Genomic DNA, 24,874 nt, shown 5'->3' with positions numbered 1-24,874 from the left:
GTCTTCAGGTATCGCGCAGCGAGCGATCGGTCAGCGCCATGAAGAGCCGCTCGAGGTTGTAGCGGCCGAACTCGGCCTGCCGCACCGTCACGCCGGACGCGTCGAGCGCAGCCAGCACCTCGGCCGGGCGCACATCGGCGGCCAGCCGCACGCGCCAGTGGTCCGGGCCCTGCTCCACCTCGCCAAATCGCGCGAGCACGGACGCATCGACGCCGTCTGCTCGCACGCTCAGCACCCGTTCGCCCTCGGACAGCAAGGCCTCGAGCGTGTCATTGCGCAGCACACGGCCGTAGTCGAGGATTGCCACGCGGTCGGCGATGGCTTCCACCTCTTCCATGTAGTGCGTTGCATAGATCACCGCCGCCCCGTTGGCGGCCAGCGTCTTGATGGCGTCGAGCACGAAGGCGCGCGACTGCGGGTCGACGCCGACGGTCGGCTCGTCGAACAAGAGGAGTTCGGGCTCCGCCAGCAAGGCAATGGCGAGATTGAGCCGCCGCTTCAGTCCGCCCGACAAGCGCTCGGCGCGAACCGCCGCAACGGCCTCGAGCTGCGCGAATCGAATGCATGCCGCGATGCGCGCCTGCTTGCGCGCGCCGTCCAGCCGGGCTGCTGCCGCAAAGCATGCGAGGTTCTCGGCCACGGTGAGCATGGGATAGAACGCGTGCTCCTGCGGCGCGACGGCGATGCGCATGGGCGCCCGCGCACGTATCGCCTGCAAAGGCTCGCCGTCTACCAGCACGCGGCCGCCTTGCACGGCGAGCGCGCCCGACACATGCGAGATCAGCGTGGTCTTGCCCGCGCCGTTCGGCCCGAGGAGGCCGAGCACGCTGCCGCGTTGTGCCGTCAGCGACACATCGTCCAGGGCCGCTTGCGCGGCACCGCGGTAACGGTAGCTCAGGTGTTCGAGCGCCAGCACACGCGCCCCCTACGCCACGGCGCGCTTCAGGTCGCGAAAGAAAACATCTTCCTGATCGGCCTGGTCGCGCAGCATGTCGGCCAGTGCGGGCGGGTTGACCGGCTCGCGTCCCTTGACCATGCGCGCCGCCTTGAGGGCGAAGAGTCGCCACCCGTCGCCGATCGCGGTCATCCGGTCGGAGAAACCGACCAGCTCCGGCATGGCCGCGAGCTGCGCGGCTTCCTCCAGGAAAGCCGCGTAGATGAACCGGAAGCCGGCGCCACCGGTGCCGATTTCTTCCTGCATGCGGACCATGTGGCCGATGTAGTCCACCGTGTGCGCATCCCCGGCCGGCAAGCTCGCCAGTTTCCTGGCCAGCGTGCGCATGCCGCGCACGCCGATGATCGGCACGGGCGCCTGCATGGTGCGGACGGTCTTGCGGATCGCCTTGCGGATGGCCTGGGGCTCGATCGTCTTGCGGTCGATGCTTTCCGGGTAGTACAGCAGCCCTTTCGGCGCCAGCACGCCCTTGGCAAATCGTGCGCGCGCCATGTCGGCGCTGGCGCAGCGCATCGGCGTCTCGAACACCGGGTCGCTGACGAGATAGTCGTCGCCGTCCTTGCCGTACACCAGCAGGTTGTGCGCATTGAAGTGAAAACGCATCTGCGGCGGAAAGTACGGCAGCCAATAGACCGAGGTCTGCACGCCGACCAGTTGGCCTTGCGCCAGCAACGCGTCCAGCCGCGTCTGCCCGGCTTGCGGGCTGCTGAAGGTCTCGAAGCGAAAGCGCGCTGCCAGCGGCGCCAGCATGCCCTTGATGATGGACCGGGGCGGCATGCGATACGAGATGAGCGGCAGCCCCGAGAGCTTGATGAACGGGAAGTACGCGAAAGTCAGCGCCGACGCGAGCCCGAACGCAAGGCTCTCCGTCATCGGCACGCCATGGTGGCGCAGCATGTTGGAGATGACACCGCTCTCGCAGTGCGCGGCATGCCGGTGTTCGAATTTCATGTCAGCACTCCACGACGCCGGAGCGCTTTCCGCAACGCATGAAACCGGGACGAGCAAGGCGAAGTCTGTTCGTGGGCACCCGCGGAACCGGCTTTGCCGGGCCGTTGGGTACGCCCTTTCGAGGGGCTCGAGGGTGAGGCGCCGCAGGCGTATCGGGGGTGTCCCATTTCAGTTTTCCGCCACGCTATCGCGTGCCCCGCGCGCATGAAACCATGACGAGCACGGCGAAGTCTGTTCGTGGGCACCCGCGGAACCGGCTTTGCCGGGCCGCTGGGTGCGCCCCCTCGAGGGGGAGGCGCCGAAGGCGCTTCGGGGGTGTTTCATATGCAGCGCAGAGCGTCGACCGACAGGCCCAGCGCATCGGCATAGCGTGCCAGTTGCGCAGGTGAAAGAGCAGCGAAGTGGCGCGGTTGCAAATGACGCCGCACGCGCCATTGCCAGAAGCCGCTGGTCTGCGACAGCAGCGCCACGTCCATGCGGCGCTCGTACATCCAGTATTCGAGCGGCGACGCGATACCCGCGGCGACACGTTCCCGCGCGGCCCGGGCCTGCGCGACGAGTGCATCGACCGCATGCGTGGTGACGATTTCCTCGGCCTCCCAGCCGCGCGAGCCGACGGTGACCGTATGGCCGCTGGCATCCCGGGCGTACATGAGCTTGCGATGCCCGTCGAGTGTGGCGTTTCCTTCCTGGGGAACCGCGTCGACATCCATGGCTACACGGCCTCCAGATGCACGAAGCCGCTTGAAAAGCGGCCGCTTTCAGGAACGAACATCAACAGCTTGTGGCCCTTGCGCACGCGGCCGGACCGCAACAGCGCGTCGAGCATGATGAACGGCGAGGCAGAGCCGGTATTGCCCACTTGCGCCAGGTTGTTGAACCAGCGTTCGCGCGGAATGGGCAGACCGACATCTTCCAGGCATTGCTCCACCGGCTGCGCGAAGTAATTCGACGAAAGATGCGGCAGGAACCAGTCGATCTCGCCCACCTTCAGCTTGCGTCGCGCGATGATGTCGCGCAACGGCTCGTCGATCGTGGCGCGCACGATGTTCTCGTTGAGCAGGCGCACGTCCTGCTTGATGGCGAAGATGGACTGGGCGTGCCATTGCCCGGACGGTGTCTGCATCCAGCCTTGCAGGGTGCCGCCGGCACCGCGGTCGGCGCCGGCGTACATGCACACCGGCAACTCGTTCGCGGCAGAGGACAGGTCGATCCAGTCGACGCGCAGAGACAACGGCCCGCGCGGTGCGCGCTCGAGCAGCACGGCGCCGGCGCCGTCGGACAGCATCCAGCGCAGGAAGTCCTTTTCGAACGCAATCTCGGGCCGCGTTTCGAGCGCCTGCACCTTGTGCGCGAGTTCGGCCTCGAAATTCGCGGCCATCAGCAGGGGCGACACCAGTTCGGAGCCGGTGGCCACGGCACGCTGCGCGTCGCCTGCGCGCACCGACAGCCAGGCGTGCTTCAAGGCGGCCGTGCCGGACAGGCAGACGCCGGCGCACGACACCGCCTCCAGGCGCGGCCAGCCCAGTTCGCCGTGCACCATCACCGCATGATTGGGAATGAGCTGGTCGGGCAACGACGTGCCGGTGGCCAGGCAATCCACCGCACCGATGTCGTCGCCCAGCGCGCGGACCGCATTGGCGGTGAGTTGCGCGTTGGTCATGGCCGCCTTGCCGGTGGTGCGGTCGATGGCGTAGTGCCGGGACTGGATGCCGTTGCTGCGCAGGATCAGCCGGCGCGCGCGCGAGTCCTTGCCGCCGACCCGGCCCAGGACATCTTCGATTTCGTCATTGGAGACCGGCGAGAAAGGCAAATAAGCTGCGGAACGCGTCAGGAATACATCAACTGTCATAACGGTGGCATCGGTCGTAGGCCGAGCCGGAGGGCAGCTCAAAGCGGGTCTTGATTTTAGTCAGTTGCTTCCTGAAGAGAGGCCGCAGCAGGGCCTGCAGGCCGAGGCTGAGCGGCACCACGGTGACGATGAGGGCAAACAGGAACACCACGTACGCCAGCACCAGCGGCTTGCGTTGCACGCTGCCTGGCCGCCCCACCGCCATGATCAGCTTGCCCCAGATGAAAAAGCTGCGCGTGCCCGCCTTCTCGCTGACGTAGAGGCGCGGATCGGCCACCACGGCGCCCAGCCCGGCCAGCAGGGGCTCGGTGCCCCGCTCGGCATCGCGGTGCAGGCCGTCGCGCAAGGCCAGCCCGAAGCGGCGCGCACCCGAGATCTGCGCGGCGGTAAGCCCGGCATCGGGCATGCCCCAGAACCCGCGCTTGCGGCCGAACAGCAGCCAGGCGGGGGTCGTGATGAACGTGGCCAGCGTCGGGCCGGGGTCGGTCAGGACCACGTTGTCCATCAGCCGCGCGCCGACCGCGTCCAGCAAGGTCTTGAGCTTCTCGTGTGCCGTCAACCACATGTTGCGGCAGGCGATCACCGTCACCACCGGCTTGCCCTTCAGCAGGCGCGCCGCGACCGGATGCTGCAGGAAGGCCGCGATGGGCTGCGACGGCGCCAGGAACCAGACCTGCCATGGCAGGATCACGAGGTCGAAGTCTTCGTCTCCAGTCAGCGAAAGCGGCGCCAGCGGTGGGGGCCGCATGTGCGCCGTCTCGGGAAAGGCGTCGAAGAACGCGAGGATGGGCCACGGAAACGGCAGCGGCTGCAAGGGCTGGAGCGTCTCAACATGCACCTGGATGCCGGGATCCGCCTTCAGCGGCGCCACGATCTGGTCGGCGACGGCTTCGAGTTGTCCCGTCTGGGAAAAACGAATGACGAGCACACGCTTGGGCGGTGCGACTTGGCTCGGCGGTGGTGGGGTCACGGGATCAATGCGCAGGAGAGGGTCGGAGTTTAGGTGATGCCTGCGGCCGCCGGCGCGACCAGGGGCGGCACCCGGGCCGTGTAGATTCGGCGCATGTTCCATGCCATTGCGTTTGCCGTCGCCTTCATCGCCGGGTCTGCCGCGCTGCTCCACGTCTCGCGTGGCGCGTTGAAGCGCCCCGGTTCGCACGGCTTCTATCGCTTCTTTGCGTGGGAGTGCATCCTGGGCCTGGTCTTGCTGAACCTGCCCGTGTGGGGCGACGATCCGTTGGCCATGCACCAATTGCTGTCATGGCTGATGCTCGTCGCGTCGGCATGGCTGCCGCTGCATGCCGTGCGCCTTCTCAAGCAGGTGGGCAAGCCGACCGACGAACGCCGGGACGACGCCCTGCTCGGCTTTGAAAAGACCAGCGCACTGGTGACCAGCGGCGCATTCCGCTACATCCGTCATCCGATGTACACCGCCTTGATCCTCCTGGCCTGGGGCGCCTTCCTGAAGCAGTTCTCATGGATCGGCCTGGTGCTGGCACTGGCCGCCACGGCGCTGCTTTTCATCACCGCGCTGCGGGACGAACAGGAGTGCCTGCAGCACTTCGGCGAGGCCTACCGTGACTACATGCGCGGCACGCGACGGTTCATTCCGTATGTTCTCTAGGGCTGGCTAGAACAAGCTGCCCTGCCCCGCCACACCCGGCGGCCGGAAGGCTTCGAGGTCCATCGGGATGCGTTCGCGGTTGAAGCCGATGCGCTGCGTTGCCTTTTCGAAGCGCTGGCGGATGAGTTCGGCCCACAGGCCGCTGCCCTTCATGCGCGTGGCGAAATCGGCGTCGTAGTCCTTGCCGCCGCGCATGTCGCGAATGCGCGCCATGATGCGGCCGGCGCGCTGCGGGTAGTGCAACTGGAGCCATTCCCTGAACAGCGGCGCCACTTCCCACGGCAGCCGGATCACGTTGTAGAAGGCGCGGCGGGCGCCGGCCTCCCATGCGGCTTCGAGCACCTGCTCCATGTCTTCGTTGACGAACGGAATCTGCGGGGACACGCTCACGCCCACCGGCACGCCGGCATCGACCAGGGTGCGGATCGTGCGCAGGCGCCGGTAGGGCGCGGCGGCGCGCGGCTCCAGCTTGCGTGCGAGTTCGCCGTCCAGGGTGGTCACGGTGATGTAGACGGCGGCGAGCCGCTGCGCAGCCATCGGTGCGATCAGGTCCAGGTCGTGCTCGATGGCGCTCGACTTGGTGACCACGGCAAACGGATGGCGCGTTTCGCGCATCACCTCGATCACGGCACGCGTCAGGCGCAGTTCGCGCTCGATCGGCTGGTAGCAATCGGTGGCGGTGCCGATTGCGATCTGGCTGGGCCGGTAGTTCTTCCTGCCGAGTTCGGCGCGCAGAACTTCGGCGATGTTGCGCTTGGCGATGAGCTTCGTTTCGAAGTCGAGGCCGGGCGACAGGTTGAGGTAGCTGTGCGTCGGCCGCGCAAAGCAATAGATGCAGCCATGCTCGCAGCCCCTGTACGGGTTGAGCGACCGGTCGAAGGGAACGTCGGGCGAGTCGTTGCCGCTGAGCACCGACTTGGCATCCTCGAAGCGAACCTCGGTCTGCGGCGCGCATCTTTCCTCGGCGGCATCGCTCTCCAGCGTGCCCCAGCCGTCGTCGTACGCATCGCGCGCGTCCTTTTCGAACCGGTGCGGAATGCGCGTCGCCGCGCCGCGGCCCTTGAGGGCGTGAACGGGGATGAAGGTTTCGGCCATGGCGCTGGATTACTGGATAAATAAACAGTATGCAGCGATACCGAATGGAATGCCAGTGCTCGCGGGCACGCGGTGCCGCGCGTATGCACAGCGACCTATTGCGCACGCTTGCACGCGCCGGAATACTGGCGCTCCCAAACCACGAGGGCGTTTCATGCGATCGGACACTGAAGACGAATACGAGCGGATGTACGACACCTATCGCGGCGACGAGGAGGCCGACAGGAACGCCCGGCGCACCGTCTCCGATCTCAAGGAAGCCATCCGGCGGGCAGCGTCGCTGCATGACGCCAGCTTGCGAAGCGACGCAAGGTATTTCCTGCTGGCAAATTTCTACCAGATGGTGTTCCGGCCGCTTCGCAACGACGGCTCGTCGGCATTGATGGAGGCGTCGATGCTGGACATCGAGCGCATCGTGCAGGTGGCCAGGGCCTTTGCGGGGCCCGAGCCCATATCCGGCAATGATGTTCTCCGGGCCACCAGCCTGCTGATCGGCAAGCTCAGGACCGCCGCTTCCGAGATCTGGGGATGAGCGCTGTATTGGGTCCGGCCGCCACCGTGGACAACGCGGACAAGCGCGCCGCGATCGACATGTCGGTCAAGCTCAGCGTCCAGCTGATGGCGACCGCGCTCGGCATGCTGACGGTCGAAGGCGCACTGCTGATCTTTGCGCTGACCTACCGCGAATTGTCCTCATGGGGCGTGATCTCGGGCCTGCTCGCAGCCGCATGCTTCCTGTACAGCATTTTTTGCGCTGGCAAGGGCATCACTCTGGCGAGGAATGACGGGATCATTGGGAACTGGAATGTCCAAGTCTCCAAATCGAAGTTCAACCAGCAGGCATTGTTCGGCCTGATCGGGCTCGCCTTCCTGCTGGCGATGCTTTCCGCGGCACTGACGTCTCCCGCACGCGCCAAGGGTGCGGACGAGACCGCGCTGCAAAACGAGATCCTGGAGTTGCGGCGCTCGCTGGACGACCAGGCCAAGGCTGCTTCCGCCGCTGACGCACGGCAGCGCGTCGAGACAGACAATCTGCGCAAGGAACTGGCGGCGTTGCGATCGCAGATCGGCGCGCCCGCCGCGTGCAAACCCGCGGCTTGCCCGGCGCCCAAGCCACAGAAGAAGAAATAGGCCGGCTCGGAGAGGCTCGGCGAGGATCAGGGAAACAGGCCGGCTCAGAACTCCGCTTCGAGTTCGTCTATGGCCTCCGGCTCCTGCTTCGCCGCGGCGATCCACTCCTGCATGTCGGGCAGTTCCACCATGTGCCTGACGTAGGTCGCACAGGCCGGCGGCAACTTCACGTCGTAGGTCAGGAAGCGCGTGACCACCGGCGCGTACATCGCGTCCGCCAACCCGGGCTTCTTGCCGAAAAGATACGGGCCGCCATATTTGGCGAGGCATTCCTTCCAGATCTCGACAATGCGGTCGATGTCGCCTTGCGCACGCGACCAGATCCTGAAGTTGGGGAAGCGCGCCTTGACATTCATCGGCAGCGCGCCGCGCATGCTGGCAAAACCCGAATGCATCTCGCCGCAGATGGCGCGGCAGTGGGCGCGGGCCCTGGCGTCGGCGGGCAGCAGGCCGGCCTTGGGCTTGATTTCGTGGAGATACTCGCCGATGGCCAGCGTGTCCCACACCTTGAGGTCGTCGTGCTGCAGCGAAGGCACCAGCATCGACGACGACAGCAGCAGCATCTCGGCCTTCATCGCGGGATCGTCGGGCGGGATGATCTTCTCGGCAAAGTCGAGTCCGGCAAAGCGGCACATGAGCCAGCCGCGCAACGCCCAGGCGCCGTAGTTCTTGCTGCTGATCGTGAGTACGGGTTTGGACATGGCGAGGCTCCGTGGGCTGTTGTCTTGGCGGTGCGCAACCTGCTCCGTGCAAGGCCCATGCCATAAAGAAGAAGCCGAGCGCATCGCGTCGGCGCTCCGTTGGCCCGCAACTTGCCTGCAAGGGATTCATGCTGTACCGGGCCTACCAAAACCAAGCCGACCTGATGTCTCCGCTGCGACTCGGGGCGCAGTTCCTGGGGGCCGCGCTGTGGATCGATGGCACCGAGCGCACCGCTTCACGGCAGATTTCGGCGCAGATGGAGGTGTTTTCGCGCATGCGGCTCACGCACACGCGGCCGGGCTGGGGCATCGACAGCGTGATCGTCGACGGCGAGCAGGTCGCGGTGCATGAGGAGCCCGGACTGGTCGCTCCGTTCGGCACGCTGCTGCACTTCCGCAGGGACACCAAGGCGGTGCATCCACCGGTGCTGCTGGCCGCACCACTCTCGGGCCATTTCGCCACCCTGCTGCGCGAAACCGTGCGGACGCTCCTGCGCGACCACGACGTGTACGTGACCGATTGGCACAACGCGCGTGATGTGGGCCTGTGGCATGGTGGCTTCGGCCTCGACGAATACACGAACCAGCTGATCGCGTTCATGGATGCCATCGGCCCGGGCGTGCATCTCGTGGCCGTGTGCCAGCCCTGCGTGGCGGCACTGGCCGCGACAGCCCTGATGTCGGAAGACGAGCATCCCGCCACGCCGCGCAGCCTCACGCTGATGGCCGGCCCGGTCGACTGCCGCATCAACCCGTCCAAGGTGAACGAACTCGCGACCGAGCGGCCAATCGCGTGGTTCAAGCGAAACCTGATCAGCCAGGTGCCATGGCCGCACGCGGGGGTCGGGCGCAAGGTGTACCCCGGCTTCCTGCAGTTGACGGCCTTCATGAGCATGAACATGGACCGGCACAAGAAGCAGTTCCGGGAGCTCTACGCGCACCTGGTCGAAGGCCGCATGGAGCAGGCCAACGACATTCGCGACTTCTATGACGAATACCTCGCGGTGAACGACCTGCCGGCCGAGTTCTACCTGGAGACGGTGCAGCGCGTGTTCCAGACCTACGACCTGCCGCGCGGCGAACTCACTGTGGGCGAGCGCAAGATCAACCTGGCCGCGATCCGCCGCACCGCGCTGCTGACCGTCGAAGGCGAGCGCGACGACATCTGCTCCGTCGGCCAGACCGTCGCAGCGCAGGACCTTTGCAGCAGCATCCGCCCGTACCTGAAGGCGCACCACCTGCAAGCCGGCGTGGGCCACTACGGCGTATTCAGCGGCACCCGCTGGAATTCGCAGATCTATCCGCGGGTGCGCGAGACGATCTACGCGGCGGCCGAACTGATTCGCTGACGCGCTGCCCGGGCATGTAGTTGTCGTCCGACACGACGAGGGGCACCCGCGACTTGCGTGCCGGCGGGGCATGCGCTTCAATGAGCCGCTCGCAAGCCACGGGACGAGTCAGAACGTCCGGTCAGAAGGACACCCAGTGCAAATTCATCATCAGCATTTCGGCGAGCAGGACAGCTGGCTCTTTCGCGAAGGCACACATGCGCGCATGCATGACAACCTCGGCTGTCATCTCCATGCGGATGGCAGCGGCGCGACCTTTGCGGTGTGGGCACCGAATGCGCGCGCGGTCTCCGTGATTGCCGACTGGAACGGCTGGGACGAGACTGCCCTGCGCATGCATCCGCGGCCCGATGGCAGCGGTATCTGGGAGGCCATCGCACCGAAGGCCACCCAGGGCGAGGTCTACAAGTACCGGATCTTCTCGAATCACAACGGCTACGTGGTCGACAAGGCCGACCCGTTCGCGTTCTGCGCGGAGGCGCCGCCGGCCACGGGCTCGCGCGTGTGGTCGCTCGAGCACGAATGGCATGACGGCAACTGGATGGCCACGCGCGGCCCCAGCAACGCGCTCGACGCGCCGATCGCCATCTACGAGGTGCACCTCGGCTCCTGGCAACGCCGCGATGGGCAGATGCTCGGCTACCGCGAACTGGCGCACCGCCTGGCCGACTACGTGATCGACATGGGCTTCACCCACGTCGAGTTGATGCCCGTCACCGAACATCCGTTCTACGGCTCATGGGGCTACCAGACCACCGGCTACTTCGCGCCGACCGCGCGCTACGGCACGCCGCAGGACTTCATGGCCTTCGTCGACCACTTGCACCAGCGCGGCATCGGCGTGCTGCTGGACTGGGTGCCTTCGCACTTCCCCACCGACGAACATGGCCTCGGTTACTTCGACGGCACGCACCTGTTCGAGCATGCAGATCCGCGCCAGGGCTTCCATCCGGAGTGGAACTCGAGCATCTTCAACTACAGCCGCCACGAGGTGCGCAGCTTCCTGATCTCGTCGGCGCTGTTCTGGCTGGAGCACTACCACCTCGACGGGCTGCGCGTCGACGCGGTGGCCTCGATGCTCTATCTCGACTACGCGCGGCAGCCCGGCGAGTGGATTCCCAACCGGCACGGCGGGCGCGAGAACCTCGAAGCCATCGAGTTCCTGCAGGATCTCAACCAGGCCATCTACCGCGAGCAGCCCGACACGGTGCCAATCGCCGAGGAATCGACTTCCTGGCCATTGGTCACGCGCCCCGTCGACATGGGCGGGCTCGGCTTCGGCATGAAGTGGAACATGGGATGGATGCACGACACGCTGAAGTACTTCGCGAAAGACCCGATCTACCGCCCGTACCATCACAACCAGCTGACCTTCTCCCTGATCTATGCCTTCAGCGAGAACTTCGCGCTGCCGCTCTCGCACGACGAGGTGGTGCACGGCAAGGGTTCGCTCCTCAACAAGATGCCAGGCGACAGCTGGCAGCAGTTTGCCAACCTGCGCGCGATGTTCGGCTACATGTGGGCGCATCCCGGCAAGAAGCTGCTGTTCATGGGCGGAGAATTCGGCCAGCGGCGTGAATGGACACATGACGACCAACTGGAGTGGTGGGTCGCCGAGCTTGCCGAGCATGCGGGCGTGCAGGCCTTCGTCAAGCAACTCAACCGCATCTACCGGGACGAGCCGGCGCTGCACCAGATCGACTTTTCGCCCGAAGGCTTCGAATGGCTGCAGGCCGACGAGGCCGACACGAGCGTGTTCGTTTTCCTGCGCAAGCCGCGCACGAGCGGCCCGCCGGTGCTGGTCGCTTGCAATCTGACCCCTTTGCCGCGTACAAACCATTGCGTGGGCGTGCCCACGGGCGGCGTCTGGCGCGAATTGCTCAACAGCGACGCGAAGGAGTATGGTGGCGCGGGCTGGGGAAACATGGGCAGCGTGAGCGCTGCGCCGCTTCCCGACCGTGGCCAGCCGTTTTCGCTGAGCCTGACGCTGCCACCGCTATCCACCCTGCTGCTGAAGCCTGCTGTCCATGACTGAGATCCATACACCGGTTCTTCTGACACCGACGCTGCCGGGCATGCCGGAAGACGGCCATGCGCGTGCGGTCATCGACGCGGTGCTCCCGGCGGTCGACTGCGGGCGCTTCGCCGTCAAGCGCACCGCCGGCGAAAAACTCGAGGTGAAAGCGCATTGCTTCGCCGACGGACACGACGTGCTGCGCGTGCTGCTGCTGTGGCGCCCCGACGGCGGGGCCACCCATGAAGTGCCGATGACCTTGCTGAACAACGACATCTGGGAGGCCGAGTTCGCGGCGCCGACGCCCGGGCGCTACGGCTACAGCGTCGTGGCCTGGGTCGATTCGTTCGCGTCGTGGCGGCATGAACTCACGCGCCGCGTCGATGAAGAGGACATTCGCGTCGCGGCGCAGGTGGGTGCCATCGAAATCGCCGCCGCGGCCCGCCGTGCGTCGGGCGCGGACCAGCAGGCGCTGACCGAATGGGCGCAGGCACTCGACCGCGACGCCGCGGACCGCAGCATCGAAGGCACGACGCTCAAGGCGCAGGCGCTCGACGACGATCTCGCCGAGCTGGCGGGCCGCTACCCGGACCGCCGCTTCCAGACCCAATACATCGAGCTGCCCCTCATCGTCGATCGCGAGCGCGCACGCTTCAGCAGCTGGTACGAGCTGTTCCCCCGCTCGACCGGCGCGCCCGGCCAACACGGCACCCTGCGCGATGTGGAGAGCCGCCTGCCCGCCATCGCAAGGATGGGCTTCAACGTGCTGTACCTGCCGCCGATCCACCCGATCGGGCGCGTCGATCGCAAGGGCAAGAACAACGCGCTGGTGACCGAGCCCGGCGACGTGGGCAGCCCCTGGGCCATCGGCGCGGCCGAGGGAGGGCACAAGGACATCCTGCCGGCGCTCGGCACGGCCGAGGACTTCCGCCACCTGGTCGCGGCTGCCGCCGGGCACGGCATCGACATCGCCCTCGACATCGCCTTCCAGTGCGCGCCCGACCACCCTTACGTCAAGGCGCATCCCGGCTGGTTCCGCTGGCGCCCCGACGGCACCGTGCAATACGCCGAGAATCCCCCGAAGAAGTACCAGGACATCTACCCCTTCAACTTCGAGTGCGACGACTGGCGGGGCCTGTGGGTCGAACTCAAGAGCGTGTTCGACCACTGGATCCACGAGGGCGTGAAGATCTTCCGCGTCGACAACCCGCACACCAAGGCCTTCCCGTTCTGGGAGTGGTGCGTCACGCAGATCAAGCGCGAGCATCCGACCGTGATCTTCCTGGCCGAGGCCTTCACGCGGCCCAAGGTGATGCACCGGCTGGCCAAGCTCGGCTATTCGCAGTCATACACCTACTTCACCTGGCGCAACACCAAGGACGAACTCGTCACGTACTTCACCGAACTCGCGCACGGCCCAGGCTACGAATACTTCCGCCCCAACGTCTGGCCCAACACGCCGGACATCCTGCACGAGCAATTGCAGACCGGCGGACCGGCGATGTTCCGCCTGCGCCTGGTGCTGGCCGCCACGCTGGCCGCCAGCTACGGCATCTACGGCCCCGCCTACGAGTTGCTGGAGCACCTGCCGCGCAATCCGGGCAGCGAGGAATACCTCGACTCCGAGAAATACCAGATCCGGCACTGGGACCACGGCCGCCCCGACAGCATCGCCCCGCTGATCGAGCGCGTGAACCAGATTCGCCGCGACAACGTCGCATTGCAGTTCAACCGCAGCCTGCGCTTCCTGCCGGTGGAGAACGACCAGTTGCTGGCCTATGCAAAGCAATCCGACGATGGGCAGAACGTCATCGTCACCGTGGTCAACCTCGACCCGCACAACGCGCAGTACGGCTGGGTGCACTTGACGCCGCATTCCATCGGCGTCGACCCCGGCGGCACCTGGCAGATGCACGACCTGCTGAGCGAAGAGCGCTACCAGTGGCAGGGCGACTACCACTACGTGCGGCTCGACCCGCACCACACGCCGGCGCACATCATGCTGGTACGGCGGCGCACGCGCAGCGAGCAGGACTTCGACTACTACCTGTAAGGGCATGACGAAAATGAACGCCAACGTGCCCGCCCTCGCCCTGGAAACCCCCGAGATCGACCACACCGACGACGCGCAGTGGTACCGCGACGCGGTGATCTACCAGCTCAACGTCAAGGCATTCTTCGACACCGACGGCGACGGCACGGGCGACTTCAAGGGCGTGACAGCCAAGCTCGACTATGTGAAGGACCTTGGCGTCAACACGATCTGGCTGATGCCCTTCTACCCCTCGCCACTGCGGGACGACGGCTACGACATCGCCGAGTACGAGGACGTCAATCCGCAATACGGCACGCTGGCCGATTTCAAGGAGATGCTGGACGAGGCGCACAAGCGCGGGCTGCGCGTGATCACCGAACTGGTCATCAACCACACCTCGAACGACCACCCGTGGTTCCAGGCCGCGCGCAAGGCGCCGCCCGGCTCGCCCGAGCGCAACTTCTACGTGTGGAGCGACACCGACCAGATCTACCGGGGCACGCGGATCATATTCACCGACACGGAGACGTCCAACTGGACCTGGGACCCGGTCGCCAAGCAGTTCTTCTGGCATCGCTTCTTCAGCCACCAGCCCGATCTCAACTTCGACAACCCGGCCGTGCTGGAGGCGATCTTCAAGACGATGCGCTTCTGGCTCGACATGGGCGTGGACGGCTTCCGGCTCGACGCGATTCCCTACCTGATCGAGCGCGACGGCACCAGCAACGAGAACCTGCCCGAGACGCATGCCGTCATCAAGAAGATCCGCGCCGCGATCGACGCCGAATACAAGAACCGCTTCCTGCTCGCCGAAGCCAACATGTGGCCCGAAGACGTGCGCGAATACTTCGGCAGCGGCGACGAATGCCACATGGCGTATCACTTCCCGTTGATGCCGCGCATGTACATGTCGATCGCGCAGGAAGACCGCGACCCGATCGTCGAGATCCTGCAGCAGACGCCCGACATTCCCGATGGCTGCCAGTGGGCCATCTTCCTGCGCAACCACGACGAGCTCACGCTGGAGATGGTGACCAGCCGCGAGCGCGACTACATGTACACCACCTATGCGGCCGACAAGCGCGCGCGCATCAACCTCGGCATCCGGCGCCGCCTGTCGCCCCTGATGGACAACGACAAGGACCGCATCAAGCTCATGAACGGCATGCTGCTGTCGATGCCCGGCTCGCCGATCATCTACTACGGCGACGAGATCGGCATGGGCGACAACGTGTTCGTCGGCGACCGCAACGGCGTGCGCACGCCGATGCAATGGGCCCCCGACCGCAACGCCGGCTTCTCGCGCGCCGACCCCCAGCGCCTGTACCTCCAGCCGATCATGGACCCGATGTACGGCTATGAATCGGTCAACGTCGAGGCCCAGTTGCGCGACAACAGCTCGCTCCTGCACTGGACGCGCCGCATGCTGGCCGTGCGCAAGACCAGCAGCGCCTTCGGCCGCGGCAAGAAAGTCTTCCTCAGGCCCGGCAACCGCAAGGTGCTGGCCTATCTCAGCCTGTTCGAGGACGACGTGATCCTCTCGGTGTTCAACCTCTCGCGCGCGGCACAGCCGGTGGAGCTGGACCTGTCGGCCTACAAGACGCGCGTGCCCGTCGAGATGCTCGGGCGCTCGTCGTTCCCGCCGATCGGTGAACTGCCCTACCTGCTGACGATGCCTTCGTACGGCTTCTACTGGTTCAAGCTCACCACCGACGCGCCGATGCCGGTGTGGCACCAGGAGGAAGTCGGCCTGCGCGACCGCCCGACGCTGGTGCTGTTCGACGGCTGGCAAAGCCTGTTCCGCGAGCGGGTGATGCCGTGGCGCATGGCGATGGCCGACCGCCTGCGCGAGCAGGTCGAGTCGGACCTGTTTGCGCGCCACATCGAGGCGCAACGCTGGTATGGGTCCAAGGGCAGCGCCATCACGAGTGCGACCATCGCCGAGCATGTGGTGTGGGAACGCGGCCGCCTGCGCTGGATGCTGCCGATACTCGACGTGCAGGCCTCGGATGTCCGTTCGACCTACTTCATGCCGCTCGCCCTGGCCTGGGAAGACCACGACGAAGAACGCATGAAGCAGCTCGCACAGGCCATCATCGCCAAGGTGCGCCAGCAGGCCGAGGTGGGCCTGATGGGCGACGCCTTCTACGACGAGTCGTTCTGCCGCGCGGTCGTGCTCGGCATCGCGCAGGGACTGGTACTGCCGGCCATGCACGGCGAGATCCGCTTCACTTCCACCGGCGCATTGGTCGACGTGACCGACGAGGACATCGACGCGCTCGAAGTCAGCAAGCCCAGCGCCGCGAGCAGCAACACGGTCGTCACGCTGGGCGACCAGTTGTTCCTCAAGGGCTATCGGCGTCTGCACGAGGGCGTGAACCCCGAACTCGACGTGGGCCGCTACCTCACGCAAGTGGCGCGCTTTGCCAACTGCGTGCCGGTTGCCGGCGCCATCGAATACCACGGCGCGGACGGCCGCGTGATGACGCTCGCCTTGCTGCAAGCCTACGTGCCGAACCAGGGCGATGCATGGGACTACACGCTGGGCTACCTCGACCGCGTGCTGTCGGAGCAGCGCGATTCGCCGGAAGGCGATGCCGTGCCCGACCATGGCGCCTTCTTGAAACTGACGCGTGTGCTGGGCCAGCGCACCGCCGAGCTGCACCTGGCATTCGCACGCTCCAAGGGCGATGCCGCCTTCGATCCCGAACCCTTGTCTGCAGCCGACCGCACCGCGTTTCGCGACACGGCCGCAGTCGAGGCGCGCCGCAGCTTCGACATGCTGCGCGAACGCATGTCCGGCCTGCCGCCGGAAGCGCAGCAAGATGCAGAGCGACTGCTGGCGCGCGAAGCCGCGCTGCTCCAGCGCATCGAGTCCTTCCCGACGGAGACAGCCGGCCCGGCGGCCATCAAGTCACGCTTCCATGGCGACTACCACCTGGGCCAGGTGCTGGTCTCGCGCAACGACTTCATCATCATCGATTTCGAAGGCGAGCCGGCCCGCAGTTTCACGGAGCGCCGCGCCAAGACTTCGCCCCTGCGCGACGTGGCCGGCATGCTGCGCTCGTTCAACTACGCACGCTGGTCTTCCCTCAAGCGCAACGCGCAAAACCCGGAGGAACTGCTGCGGCTGGACAGCGCCGCCTCCGACTGGGAACTGCAGGTGCGCAAGGCCTTCCTCGGCGGCTATGCCGACACCCTGGCCGTGGCCGGCGCGCCGCCGCCGGAGCCCGAGCTGCTGTCGCTGTTCGAGATCGACAAGGCCATGTACGAGCTTCGCTACGAGCTGAACAACCGCGTCGACTGGCTCCAGGTGCCGATGCAGGGCCTGCAGGCGCTGGCCACGGCTGACGGCACATCGATTGCAAGAGGAGATGCCGCATGAACCAATTCGAGATGGGCCTCGAGCCACTGCGCGCCTTCCTGTTCCAGGTCGGCGCCTACCTGCCGCGGCTGTTCTTCGCGGCCGCGGTCATCGTTGCCGGCTGGCTCATCGCCAAGGTGGTGCGCTTCGCGGTCACACGCGGACTGCGGGCCGCCAACTTCGGCGTGCTGACGCAGCGCTCCGGCCTGGACAACTTCCTGCGCCAGGGCGGCCTCAACAAGGACACCAGCGACCTCATCGGCGTACTGGCCTATGGCATGGTGATGCTGGCCGCGTTCATCATCGCGTTCAACGGCCTGGGGCTGACCTACATCACCGACCTGCTTGGCCGCGTCATGTGGTTCGTGCCGAACATCTTCGTCGCGTTGATGGTGCTGGCCTTCGGCTCGTACTTCGCGAAGTTCGTCGGCGATGCGGTCATCCACTACGGCCGCAGCGTCAAGCTGGCGGACGCTACTTTCTTCGGCAAGGTTGCGCGCTACGCGATCATGATCTTCGTGGTGCTGATCGCGCTGGACCACGTCAAGGTCGGCGGCGACATCGTGCGCGAGAGCTTCCTCGTGATCCTGGCCGGCGTGGTGTTCGCGCTGGCGCTGGCTTTCGGGCTGGCGGGCAAGGAGTGGGCCGCCGACCGCATTGCGCAATGGTGGCCGCACGAGGGGCGCGCCAAGCCGCCGGCGCCGCGCGACATCCCGGCGCCGCCTGCGGAAAGCGCCATCGACACATCGCCGCCTGCTGCCGAGCAGAACGCCGCCACCAGCCACGTCACGGCGCTGCGCCCGCGCGGCCGGCCGCTCATGCCGAGCCGGCCCAGCGATCCGCCACCACCGCTCTGAGGGCGCCGGCGACGCCCGATGCAACATGTCCACCCGATGCCCTTCGGCGCCATGGTGCTCGGCACCGGCGTGCGATTCAGCTACTGGGCGCCCGATTCGGCGGAGATCGGGCTCGAACTCGGCGCGCATCCTCCCCTGCGCATGACGCCCGATGCCGAGGGCTGGCATCGCCTGGACGTCTTGCAGGCCCGCGCGGGCGACCGCTACCGCTTCTGCCTGCCTGACGGCACCCGGGTGCCCGACCCCGCCTCGCGCCGCAATCCCGACGACGTGCACGGGTCCAGCGAGGTGATCGACCCCCGCGCCTTCACATGGCACGACGACGCGTGGCACGGCCGCCCGTGGACCGAGGCGGTGATCTACGAACTGCACATCGGCGCCTTCACGCCGGAAGGCAGCTTCGCGGCGGCGCGCAAGCGCCTGCCCGACCTTGCGGCGCTCGGCATCACGGTGGTCGAGGTCATGCCGGTGGCCGACTTTCCGGGCCGGCACGGATGGGGCTATGACGGCGTGCTGCAGTTCGCACCCGACGCCTCCTATGGCACGCCCGACGATCTCAAGGCCTTCGTCAACGCCGCGCACGATCTCGGCCTCATGGTGCTGATGGACGTGGTCTACAACCACTTCGGCCCCGAAGGCAACTACCTGCATGCCGGCAGCCCGCACTTCTTCAATGCCGCGCACCAGACGCCGTGGGGCGCCGCCATCAACTACGACGGCGAGCACTCGCGCACGGTGCGCGATTTCTTCGTGCACAACGCGTTGTTCTGGGTGGAGGAATACCGCTTCGACGGACTGCGCATGGACGCCGTGCACGCAATTCGCGACGACAGCCGCCTCGACATCGTCGAGGAAATCTGCGCCGCGCTGTGCAACGGGCCGGGCCGGGAGCGCCACATCCACGTCGTGCTGGAGAACGACGCCAACGGCGCACGCTACCTCGCGCGCGACGCCGAAGGCCAGCCCTCGATGGCCACCGCGCAATGGAATGACGACCTGCATCACGCAGCCCATGTGCTGGTGACCGGCGATACCGACGGCTACTACGCCGACTATGCCGACGACCCCATCGGCCACTTCGGCCGAGCGCTGGCAGAGGGCTTCGTGTTCCAGGGCCAGCCTTCGCCGTTTCGCGATGGCGAACGCCGTGGCGAGCCGAGCGCGCACCTGCCCTCAGGCGCCTTCGTCTCGTTCCTGCAGACGCACGACCAGGTCGGCAACCGCGCCTTCGGCGAGCGCATCGATTCGCTCGCCGACCCCGCGCTGCTGCGCGCGGCCTATGCCTGCCTGCTGCTGTCGCCGCATGTGCCGATGCTGTTCATGGGCGAGGAATACGCGGCCTCGACGCCATTCCTCTACTTCTGCGATTTCGGCGGAGAGCTCGCGGCCGCGGTATCGGCCGGCCGGCGCGCCGAGTTCGGCAAGTTCGCCTCCTTCGCCGACGAAACCGATCGGGCGCGCATCCCCGACCCCAATGCAGCCTCGACCTTCGAGGCCTCCAAGCTCCATTGGCAGGAGCGCCAGCATGGCCCGCACCGCGACTTCCTGGCCTTCGTCTCGGAGTTGCTGGCGATCCGTCGGCGCGCCGTGAGGCCGCACCTCGACGCCCAGCGCGGCGGCGGTCGTCATTGGCGCGACGGCGAGGCGCTTCGCGTCGAATGGCCGCTCGGCGGCGCGCGCCTGCGCTTGCTCGCGCACTTCGGAAGGAAGCCCCTGACAGGCATCCAGCCGCTCGCCGGCCCGCTGATCTATTCCGTTGGCCTCGCACCCGACGGCAACACGCTACGCTTGGCACCGGGTGCGGTGTGCGTCGCGCTGCAGGAAAACGACCATGGATGAGGCCCCCGGCAACCACGAGGCACTGGAGCGTCTGTGCGCCCTCTTCGGCATTGCCACCGACTACTACGACATCTTCGGCCACCGGCATGTCATCGCGCCGGAGAACCTGCGGGCACTGCTCGGCACCTTCGGCGTCGACACCGCGAGCCCGTTGCAGCAAAGCCTGCATGCCCTGCAGTCGGCAGCATGGCGGGTTGCGCTGCCCCCCGCCGCCGCGATCGACGCGGGCCAGCCCCATTGGTCGATCGTGCTGCGCGTTCCGGCCGCGCTGGCCAGAACGAGCTGGACGCTGGTCGAGGAAACCGGCCTGACTCACCGCGGTCACGTGCGGCTGCACGACATCCACGAAGACGCGCGCACCGACGTGGATGGCGTGGCGCACTGCGAACGCCGCGTCAAATTCGCGCTGGCGCTGCCGATGGGCTATCACCACCTGACGCTCGACGAACAGCCCGGCGAAACCCTCCTCATCAGCGCACCGCCACATTGCTACAGGCCGCCGGCCATGAAGGACGATGTGCGCGTATGGGGCCCTGCCGTGCAGTTGTATGCGCTGCGTTCCGACCGCAACTGGGGCGTCGGCGATTTCACCGACCTCACCGGGTTCGCGCAGCAGGCCGCGCCGCGCGGCGCCGGCATCCTCGGCCTCAATCCGCTGCATGCGCTGTTCCCGCACAACCCGGCGCATGCCAGCCCCTACAGCCCGTCGTCGCGCGTGCAACTCGACGTGCTCTACGTCGACGTCGAGGCCGTCGACGAATTCCGCGAATGCGAGGCCGCGCAACAGCGGGTGAGCTCGCCCGAGTTCCAGGCGCGGCTGGCCGCCCTGCGCGACGCCGAACTGGTCGACTATCCCGGCGTGGCGGCGGCCAAGTTCGAAGTGCTGGAGATGCTGTACGCGCACTTCCGCACGCAGCACATTGCCAGCCGCACGGCGAGCGCGGCGGCTTTCGACGCCTTTCGCGCCGACCGCGGCGATGCCTTGCGCAAGCACGCGCTGTTCGAGGCGCTGCAAGAGCATTTCCACCAAGCCGATCCCGGCATCTGGGGCTGGCCGGTCTGGCCCGAGGCCTTTCGTTCGCCCGGCACGCCCGAGGTCGCGCGCTTCGCCGAATCGCATGCCAGCCGCATCGGCTACTTCGAATACCTGCAATGGCAGGCAGCGAAGCAACTCGACCACGTGCGGCAGCAATGCCAGGCCCTCGGCATGGCCATCGGTCTCTACCTCGACCTGGCCGTGTCGGTCGACCGTGCCGGTTCCGACGCCTGGTGCGAGCGCGACATCTTCGCCCTGGGCGCCAGTGTCGGTGCGCCGCCCGACGAGTTCAACCCCAACGGCCAGGGCTGGGGACTGCCGCCACTGCGGCCCGACAAGCTGAGAACCAGCGGCTACCGCTTCTACATCGAGACGCTGCGCGGCAGCATGCGCGGCGCGGGCGCGTTGCGCATCGACCACGTGATGGGCCTGATGCGCCTGTTCTGGATCCCGCCCGGCAAGACGCCTCAGGACGGCGCCTATGTGCACTACGCGCTGCACGAGATGCTGGCCATCGTCGCCATCGAAAGCCAGCGGCAGCGCTGCATGGTCATCGGCGAGGACCTCGGCACTGTGGCCGACGAGATGCGCCACGCGCTGGCCCGCTTCGAAGTGCTGTCGTACCGCCTGCTCTACTTCGAGCGCAATCATGAAGGCGACTTCAAGGCGCCGTCCGAATACCCGCGCCATGCGCTCGTCGCGATCAGCACGCACGACCTGGCCACGCTCACCGGATGGTGGGCCGGCCACGACCTGCGTCTGCGCCTGACGCTCGGCCTGTTCCCGAGCCAGGCCATCTTCGAGAAGCAGTTGTTCGACCGCGCGCAGGAACGCGTGCGGCTGCTGCTCGCGGTGCAGCGCGCCGGCCTGCTGTCGGCCGACGCGGTGGTCGAGGCCACTGGCGCGCAGACGCTGTCTCCCGCGACGGTGACCGCCATCCACGCCTACATCGCGAGCACGCCGTCGCAAGTGATGATGGTGCAGCTCGAAGACACGGTCGGCATGCTCGAACAGGCCAACATGCCGGGCACGATCGACACGCATCCCAACTGGCGGCGCAAGCTGCGGCTCGACCTGCCGCAGCTTGCGGCAGACGTGTCGACGCTGCAGCTTTGCGAAGCCCTCGCCGCCATCCGCCCGCACCCCGCGCCGCCGGCCGGTGCGCGGCGCGGCGCCGAGGCGGTCATACCGCGCGCCACCTATCGCCTGCAGTTCCACAAGGACTTCGGCTTCGACGACGCGATCGCCGTGCTGCCCTATCTCGCAAAGCTCGGCGTGAGCCACATCTACTGCTCGCCGATCCAGCGCGCAAGGCCCGGCAGCATGCATGGCTACGACGTGGTCGCGCACGACGAAATCAACCCCGAGCTGGGCGGACGCGAAGGCTTCGAGCGGTTCAGCGCCGCGCTCAAGTCGCACGGCATGGGCCAGTTGCTCGACCTGGTGCCCAACCACATGGGCGTGCTCGGCGCCGACAACGCCTGGTGGACCGACGTGCTGGAAAACGGCCCGGCCTCGCGCTACGCGCAGCACTTCGACATCGACTGGCACCCGCTCAATGTCGAGCTGCAGGACAAGGTGCTGCTTCCCGTGCTCGGCGACCACTACGGCGACGTGCTGGCGCGCGGCGAGCTCGTGCTCGCCTTCGTGGCCGACACCGGCAGCCTTGCGCTGGGCTACAACGAACACAGCTTCCCGCTCGCTCCTGAAACCTATCCGCGCGTGCTGCAGCGGGCCAAGGGACGCATCGACGATGCCGACCTCGCCGCCAGCCTCGCCAGCATCGCGGCGTCGTTCGGCCACCTGCCCGCGCGCACCGCCACCGAGCCCGAGGCCGTGGCCGAACGCGCGCGCGACAAGGAAGTGCTGAAGGGCCGGCTGGCGCGGCTCGTGGCACGGCAACGCGAAGCGGCAGATGCGATTGCGTCGGCCGTCGCCGAACTCAACGGCGCGGGGGAGCGCGACGCATTGCACGCGCTGCTCGATGCACAGGCCTATCGCCTTGCGTTCTGGCGCGTGGCGGCCGACGAAATCAACTACCGCCGCTTCTTCGACATCAACGACCTGGCAGCATTGCGCATCGAACGCGAGACCGTGTTCGAAGCCACGCACGGCATGGCGCTCGACCTCGCGGCGGCCGGCCTGGTCGACGGGCTGCGCATCGACCACCCCGACGGCCTCTACGACCCGGCCCAATACTTCGAGCGGCTCCAGCACCGCTTTGCGCGACGTACCGGCCTTGCATTGCCGGGGCCGGACGCGGAGGGCCGGCCGGCGCGGCCTCTCTACGTGGTCGCGGAAAAAATCGCCGCCTCGCATGAGGAAGTGCCCGAGCAATGGCATGTGCACGGCACCACCGGCTACCGCTTTGCCACGGTGCTCAACGGCGTGCTGATCGACACCAGCGCGGCGGAACGCTTCACCCGCATCTGGCGCAGCTTCACCGGCGTGGAAGCCTCCTTCGAGCAGTTCGCCTTTCGGGGCAAGCGCGCCATCATGCGCAACGCGCTGTCGTCGGAACTCAACGTGCTCTCGACCGAATTGCTGCGCATCGCCCGTGCCGACCGCCATACGCGCGACTACACGCTCAACACCCTGCGCCGTGCGCTGGCGCAGGTGACGGCATGCCTGCAGGTGTATCGCACCTACGTCATCGAATCGCCGTCGGCGCAAGACCGTCACTACATCGAAGAGGCCGTCGCCCGCGCGCTCGAGCGCAGCCCCGAGGCCGATGCCTCGGTGTTCGACTTCGTGCGCCGCACGCTGCTGGGCGAGCCGGTGCCCGACGCGGCCGCCGAATTGCATGCGCGCGTGCTGCGCTTTGCCATCCGCTTCCAGCAGTTCAGCGCGCCCGTCACCGCCAAGGGCGTGGAAGACACGGCCTTCTACCGCTACTTTCCGCTCTGCTCGCTCAACGAGGTCGGCGGCGAGCCCGGGCATTTCGGCATGACCGTGGCCGCCTTCCACGAGGCCAGCACCGACCGCTCGCTGCGCTGGCCGCACACGATGCTGGCCACGTCCACGCATGACAACAAGCGCTCGGAAGACGTGCGCAACCGCATCAACGTGTTGTCGGAGATGCCGGCGACCTGGCGGCTGGCATTGCGTCGCTGGCGCGAAATGAATGCGGCGCCGGAGGGTGTGGAGCTGCCTTGCGCGGCAGACCAGTACCTGCTCTACCAGACGCTGCTCGGCACGTTGCCGGCGGCCGGGCTCGACGACGGCACGCGGGCGCCGTACCTCGCGCGCATCGAACGCTATGCCCTGAAGGCCGCGCGCGAGGCGAAGGAACACACGAGCTGGGTCACCCCCAACGCCGAGTACGAAGACGCGCTCACCGGTTTCGTGCACCGGCTGCTGTCGACATCGCCAGACAACGCCTTCCTGTCCGACCTGCAGGCGCTCAGCGCCACGCTGGCCTGGTTCGGCGCGCTCAACAGCCTTTCGGCGACGCTCATCAAGTACACCTCGCCGGGCGTGCCCGACCTCTACCAGGGCAACGAACTGATGGACCTGAGCCTGGTCGACCCGGACAACCGCCGGCCGGTCGACTATGCGAGGCGGTCCCGCTGGCTCGACGAGCTGGCGCAACTGTCGCAACAGCGCGGGCAGCCCGGGCTACCCGGCATCGCGGCCATGGCGAAAGGACTTGCCGAAGCGCCGCACGATGGCCGCGCGAAGCTCTGGCTGACGTGGCGCCTGATGGGCTTGCGCAAGGAAATGCCCGCGCTGTTTCGCGATGGCCGCTATACCGCGCTGCATGCCCGGGGCGCAGCAACGCCCCACGTCGTTGCCTTCATGCGGCAGCACCAGGGCCAGGTGCTGGTGGTCATCGCCGGCCGGCTGTTCGCCGGGCTGGAGGCAGACGCCCCGGCGGCGGCTGCCGCTCACCGTTTGCCGCTTGGGACGGCAAGCTGGGACGATACGGTGGTCAAGCTGCCGGGCTGGCCGGAAGGCAAGCGCTTTCGCAACGTGCTGACCGACGAAACGCTGTCAGCGGCCGACGGCGCGCTGCGCGTCGGCGATGCCTTCGCGAGCCTGCCCGCGGCGGCGCTGGTCGCGCTGGCGTAG

At 67.0% G+C, this 24,874-nt stretch carries 17 protein-coding genes; 10 read left to right on the top strand and 7 right to left on the bottom strand.

Going from position 1 to position 24,874, the window contains the following annotated elements; genetic code table 11:
• Positions 1 to 4 precede the first annotated feature (4 nt).
• The 5 genes from WKW80_RS03655 to WKW80_RS03635 all read right to left on the bottom strand — a co-directional run bounded on the left by WKW80_RS03655 (position 5) and on the right by WKW80_RS03635 (position 4,728).
• Entirely contained in the window at positions 5 to 916 is a 912-nt protein-coding gene (locus WKW80_RS03655; protein ID WP_340362148.1) for an ABC transporter ATP-binding protein, read from the bottom strand.
• 9 nt (positions 917 to 925) lie between these two features.
• Complete coding sequence (darH, locus tag WKW80_RS03650; RefSeq protein ID WP_340362147.1) at positions 926 to 1,906, bottom strand: BtrH-related acyltransferase DarH; 981 nt, start codon at positions 1,904 to 1,906, stop codon at positions 926 to 928.
• 320 nt (positions 1,907 to 2,226) lie between these two features.
• On the bottom strand, positions 2,227 to 2,619 hold the full coding sequence (locus WKW80_RS03645; protein WP_340362146.1) for a DarG family dialkylresorcinol biosynthesis protein: 393 nt from the start codon (positions 2,617 to 2,619) through the stop codon (positions 2,227 to 2,229).
• A gap of 2 nt (positions 2,620 to 2,621) precedes the next feature.
• Positions 2,622 to 3,758, bottom strand: a complete 1,137-nt coding sequence (locus WKW80_RS03640; protein WP_340362145.1) for a beta-ketoacyl-ACP synthase III — start codon at positions 3,756 to 3,758, stop codon at positions 2,622 to 2,624.
• Positions 3,748 to 4,728: a dialkylrecorsinol condensing enzyme gene (locus WKW80_RS03635; protein ID WP_340362144.1), complete on the bottom strand. Its 981-nt coding sequence runs from the start codon at positions 4,726 to 4,728 to the stop codon at positions 3,748 to 3,750. Before WKW80_RS03635 ends, WKW80_RS03640 begins: the two co-directional genes overlap by 11 nt.
• 93 nt (positions 4,729 to 4,821) lie before the next feature.
• Here WKW80_RS03635 and WKW80_RS03630 point away from each other — a divergent pair, with 93 nt between their 5' ends.
• Positions 4,822 to 5,382, top strand: a complete 561-nt coding sequence (locus tag WKW80_RS03630) for a methyltransferase family protein (RefSeq protein WP_340362143.1) — start codon at positions 4,822 to 4,824, stop codon at positions 5,380 to 5,382.
• Positions 5,383 to 5,388: 6 nt separating this feature from the next.
• On the opposite strand, the gene WKW80_RS03625 is transcribed toward WKW80_RS03630, so the two are convergent.
• Entirely contained in the window at positions 5,389 to 6,477 is a 1,089-nt protein-coding gene (locus tag WKW80_RS03625) for a PA0069 family radical SAM protein (protein WP_340362142.1), read from the bottom strand.
• A 154-nt stretch (positions 6,478 to 6,631) separates the two neighbouring features.
• On the opposite strand from WKW80_RS03625, the gene WKW80_RS03620 reads away from it, so the two are divergent.
• Together WKW80_RS03620 and WKW80_RS03615 are read left to right on the top strand one after the other, a co-directional pair.
• Positions 6,632 to 7,009, top strand: coding sequence for a hypothetical protein (locus WKW80_RS03620; RefSeq protein ID WP_340362141.1), 378 nt, complete (start codon positions 6,632 to 6,634; stop codon positions 7,007 to 7,009).
• Positions 7,006 to 7,608: a hypothetical protein gene (locus WKW80_RS03615; protein WP_340362140.1), complete on the top strand. Its 603-nt coding sequence runs from the start codon at positions 7,006 to 7,008 to the stop codon at positions 7,606 to 7,608. The genes WKW80_RS03620 and WKW80_RS03615 overlap by 4 nt, the downstream gene beginning before the upstream one ends.
• Before the next feature lie 44 nt (positions 7,609 to 7,652).
• Here the strand turns inward: WKW80_RS03615 and WKW80_RS03610 are convergent, their stop codons facing one another.
• Positions 7,653 to 8,309, bottom strand: a complete 657-nt coding sequence (locus WKW80_RS03610) for a glutathione S-transferase (protein WP_340362139.1) — start codon at positions 8,307 to 8,309, stop codon at positions 7,653 to 7,655.
• A gap of 128 nt (positions 8,310 to 8,437) precedes the next feature.
• On the opposite strand from WKW80_RS03610, the gene WKW80_RS03605 reads away from it, so the two are divergent.
• The 7 genes from WKW80_RS03605 (at position 8,438) to WKW80_RS03575 (ending at position 24,874) form a co-directional block, all read left to right on the top strand.
• On the top strand, positions 8,438 to 9,658 hold the full coding sequence (locus WKW80_RS03605; RefSeq protein WP_340362138.1) for a polyhydroxyalkanoate depolymerase: 1,221 nt from the start codon (positions 8,438 to 8,440) through the stop codon (positions 9,656 to 9,658).
• A gap of 136 nt (positions 9,659 to 9,794) precedes the next feature.
• The gene (glgB, locus tag WKW80_RS03600; protein ID WP_340362137.1) at positions 9,795 to 11,693 is read left to right on the top strand and encodes a 1,4-alpha-glucan branching protein GlgB; all 1,899 of its coding nucleotides are present in this window, start codon (positions 9,795 to 9,797) and stop codon (positions 11,691 to 11,693) included.
• Complete coding sequence (locus WKW80_RS03595) at positions 11,686 to 13,725, top strand: alpha-1,4-glucan--maltose-1-phosphate maltosyltransferase (protein WP_340362136.1); 2,040 nt, start codon at positions 11,686 to 11,688, stop codon at positions 13,723 to 13,725. The genes glgB and WKW80_RS03595 overlap by 8 nt, the downstream gene beginning before the upstream one ends.
• A 13-nt stretch (positions 13,726 to 13,738) precedes the next feature.
• Entirely contained in the window at positions 13,739 to 17,092 is a 3,354-nt protein-coding gene (treS, locus tag WKW80_RS03590) for a maltose alpha-D-glucosyltransferase (protein WP_340362211.1), read from the top strand.
• Complete coding sequence (locus WKW80_RS03585; RefSeq protein WP_340362135.1) at positions 17,089 to 17,928, top strand: mechanosensitive ion channel family protein; 840 nt, start codon at positions 17,089 to 17,091, stop codon at positions 17,926 to 17,928. The genes treS and WKW80_RS03585 overlap by 4 nt, the downstream gene beginning before the upstream one ends.
• Before the next feature lie 18 nt (positions 17,929 to 17,946).
• Positions 17,947 to 19,767, top strand: coding sequence for a malto-oligosyltrehalose trehalohydrolase (treZ, locus tag WKW80_RS03580; protein ID WP_340362134.1), 1,821 nt, complete (start codon positions 17,947 to 17,949; stop codon positions 19,765 to 19,767).
• The gene (locus WKW80_RS03575; RefSeq protein ID WP_340362133.1) at positions 19,760 to 24,874 is read left to right on the top strand and encodes a malto-oligosyltrehalose synthase; all 5,115 of its coding nucleotides are present in this window, start codon (positions 19,760 to 19,762) and stop codon (positions 24,872 to 24,874) included. The genes treZ and WKW80_RS03575 overlap by 8 nt, the downstream gene beginning before the upstream one ends.

The sequence above is a fragment of the Variovorax humicola genome, from assembly GCF_037889915.1.
Taxonomy (GTDB): Bacteria; Pseudomonadota; Gammaproteobacteria; order Burkholderiales; family Burkholderiaceae_C; genus Variovorax; species Variovorax humicola.
The sequence above is the reverse complement of the archived record's forward strand: the minus strand, read 5'-3'. Positions and strand labels throughout refer to the sequence as shown.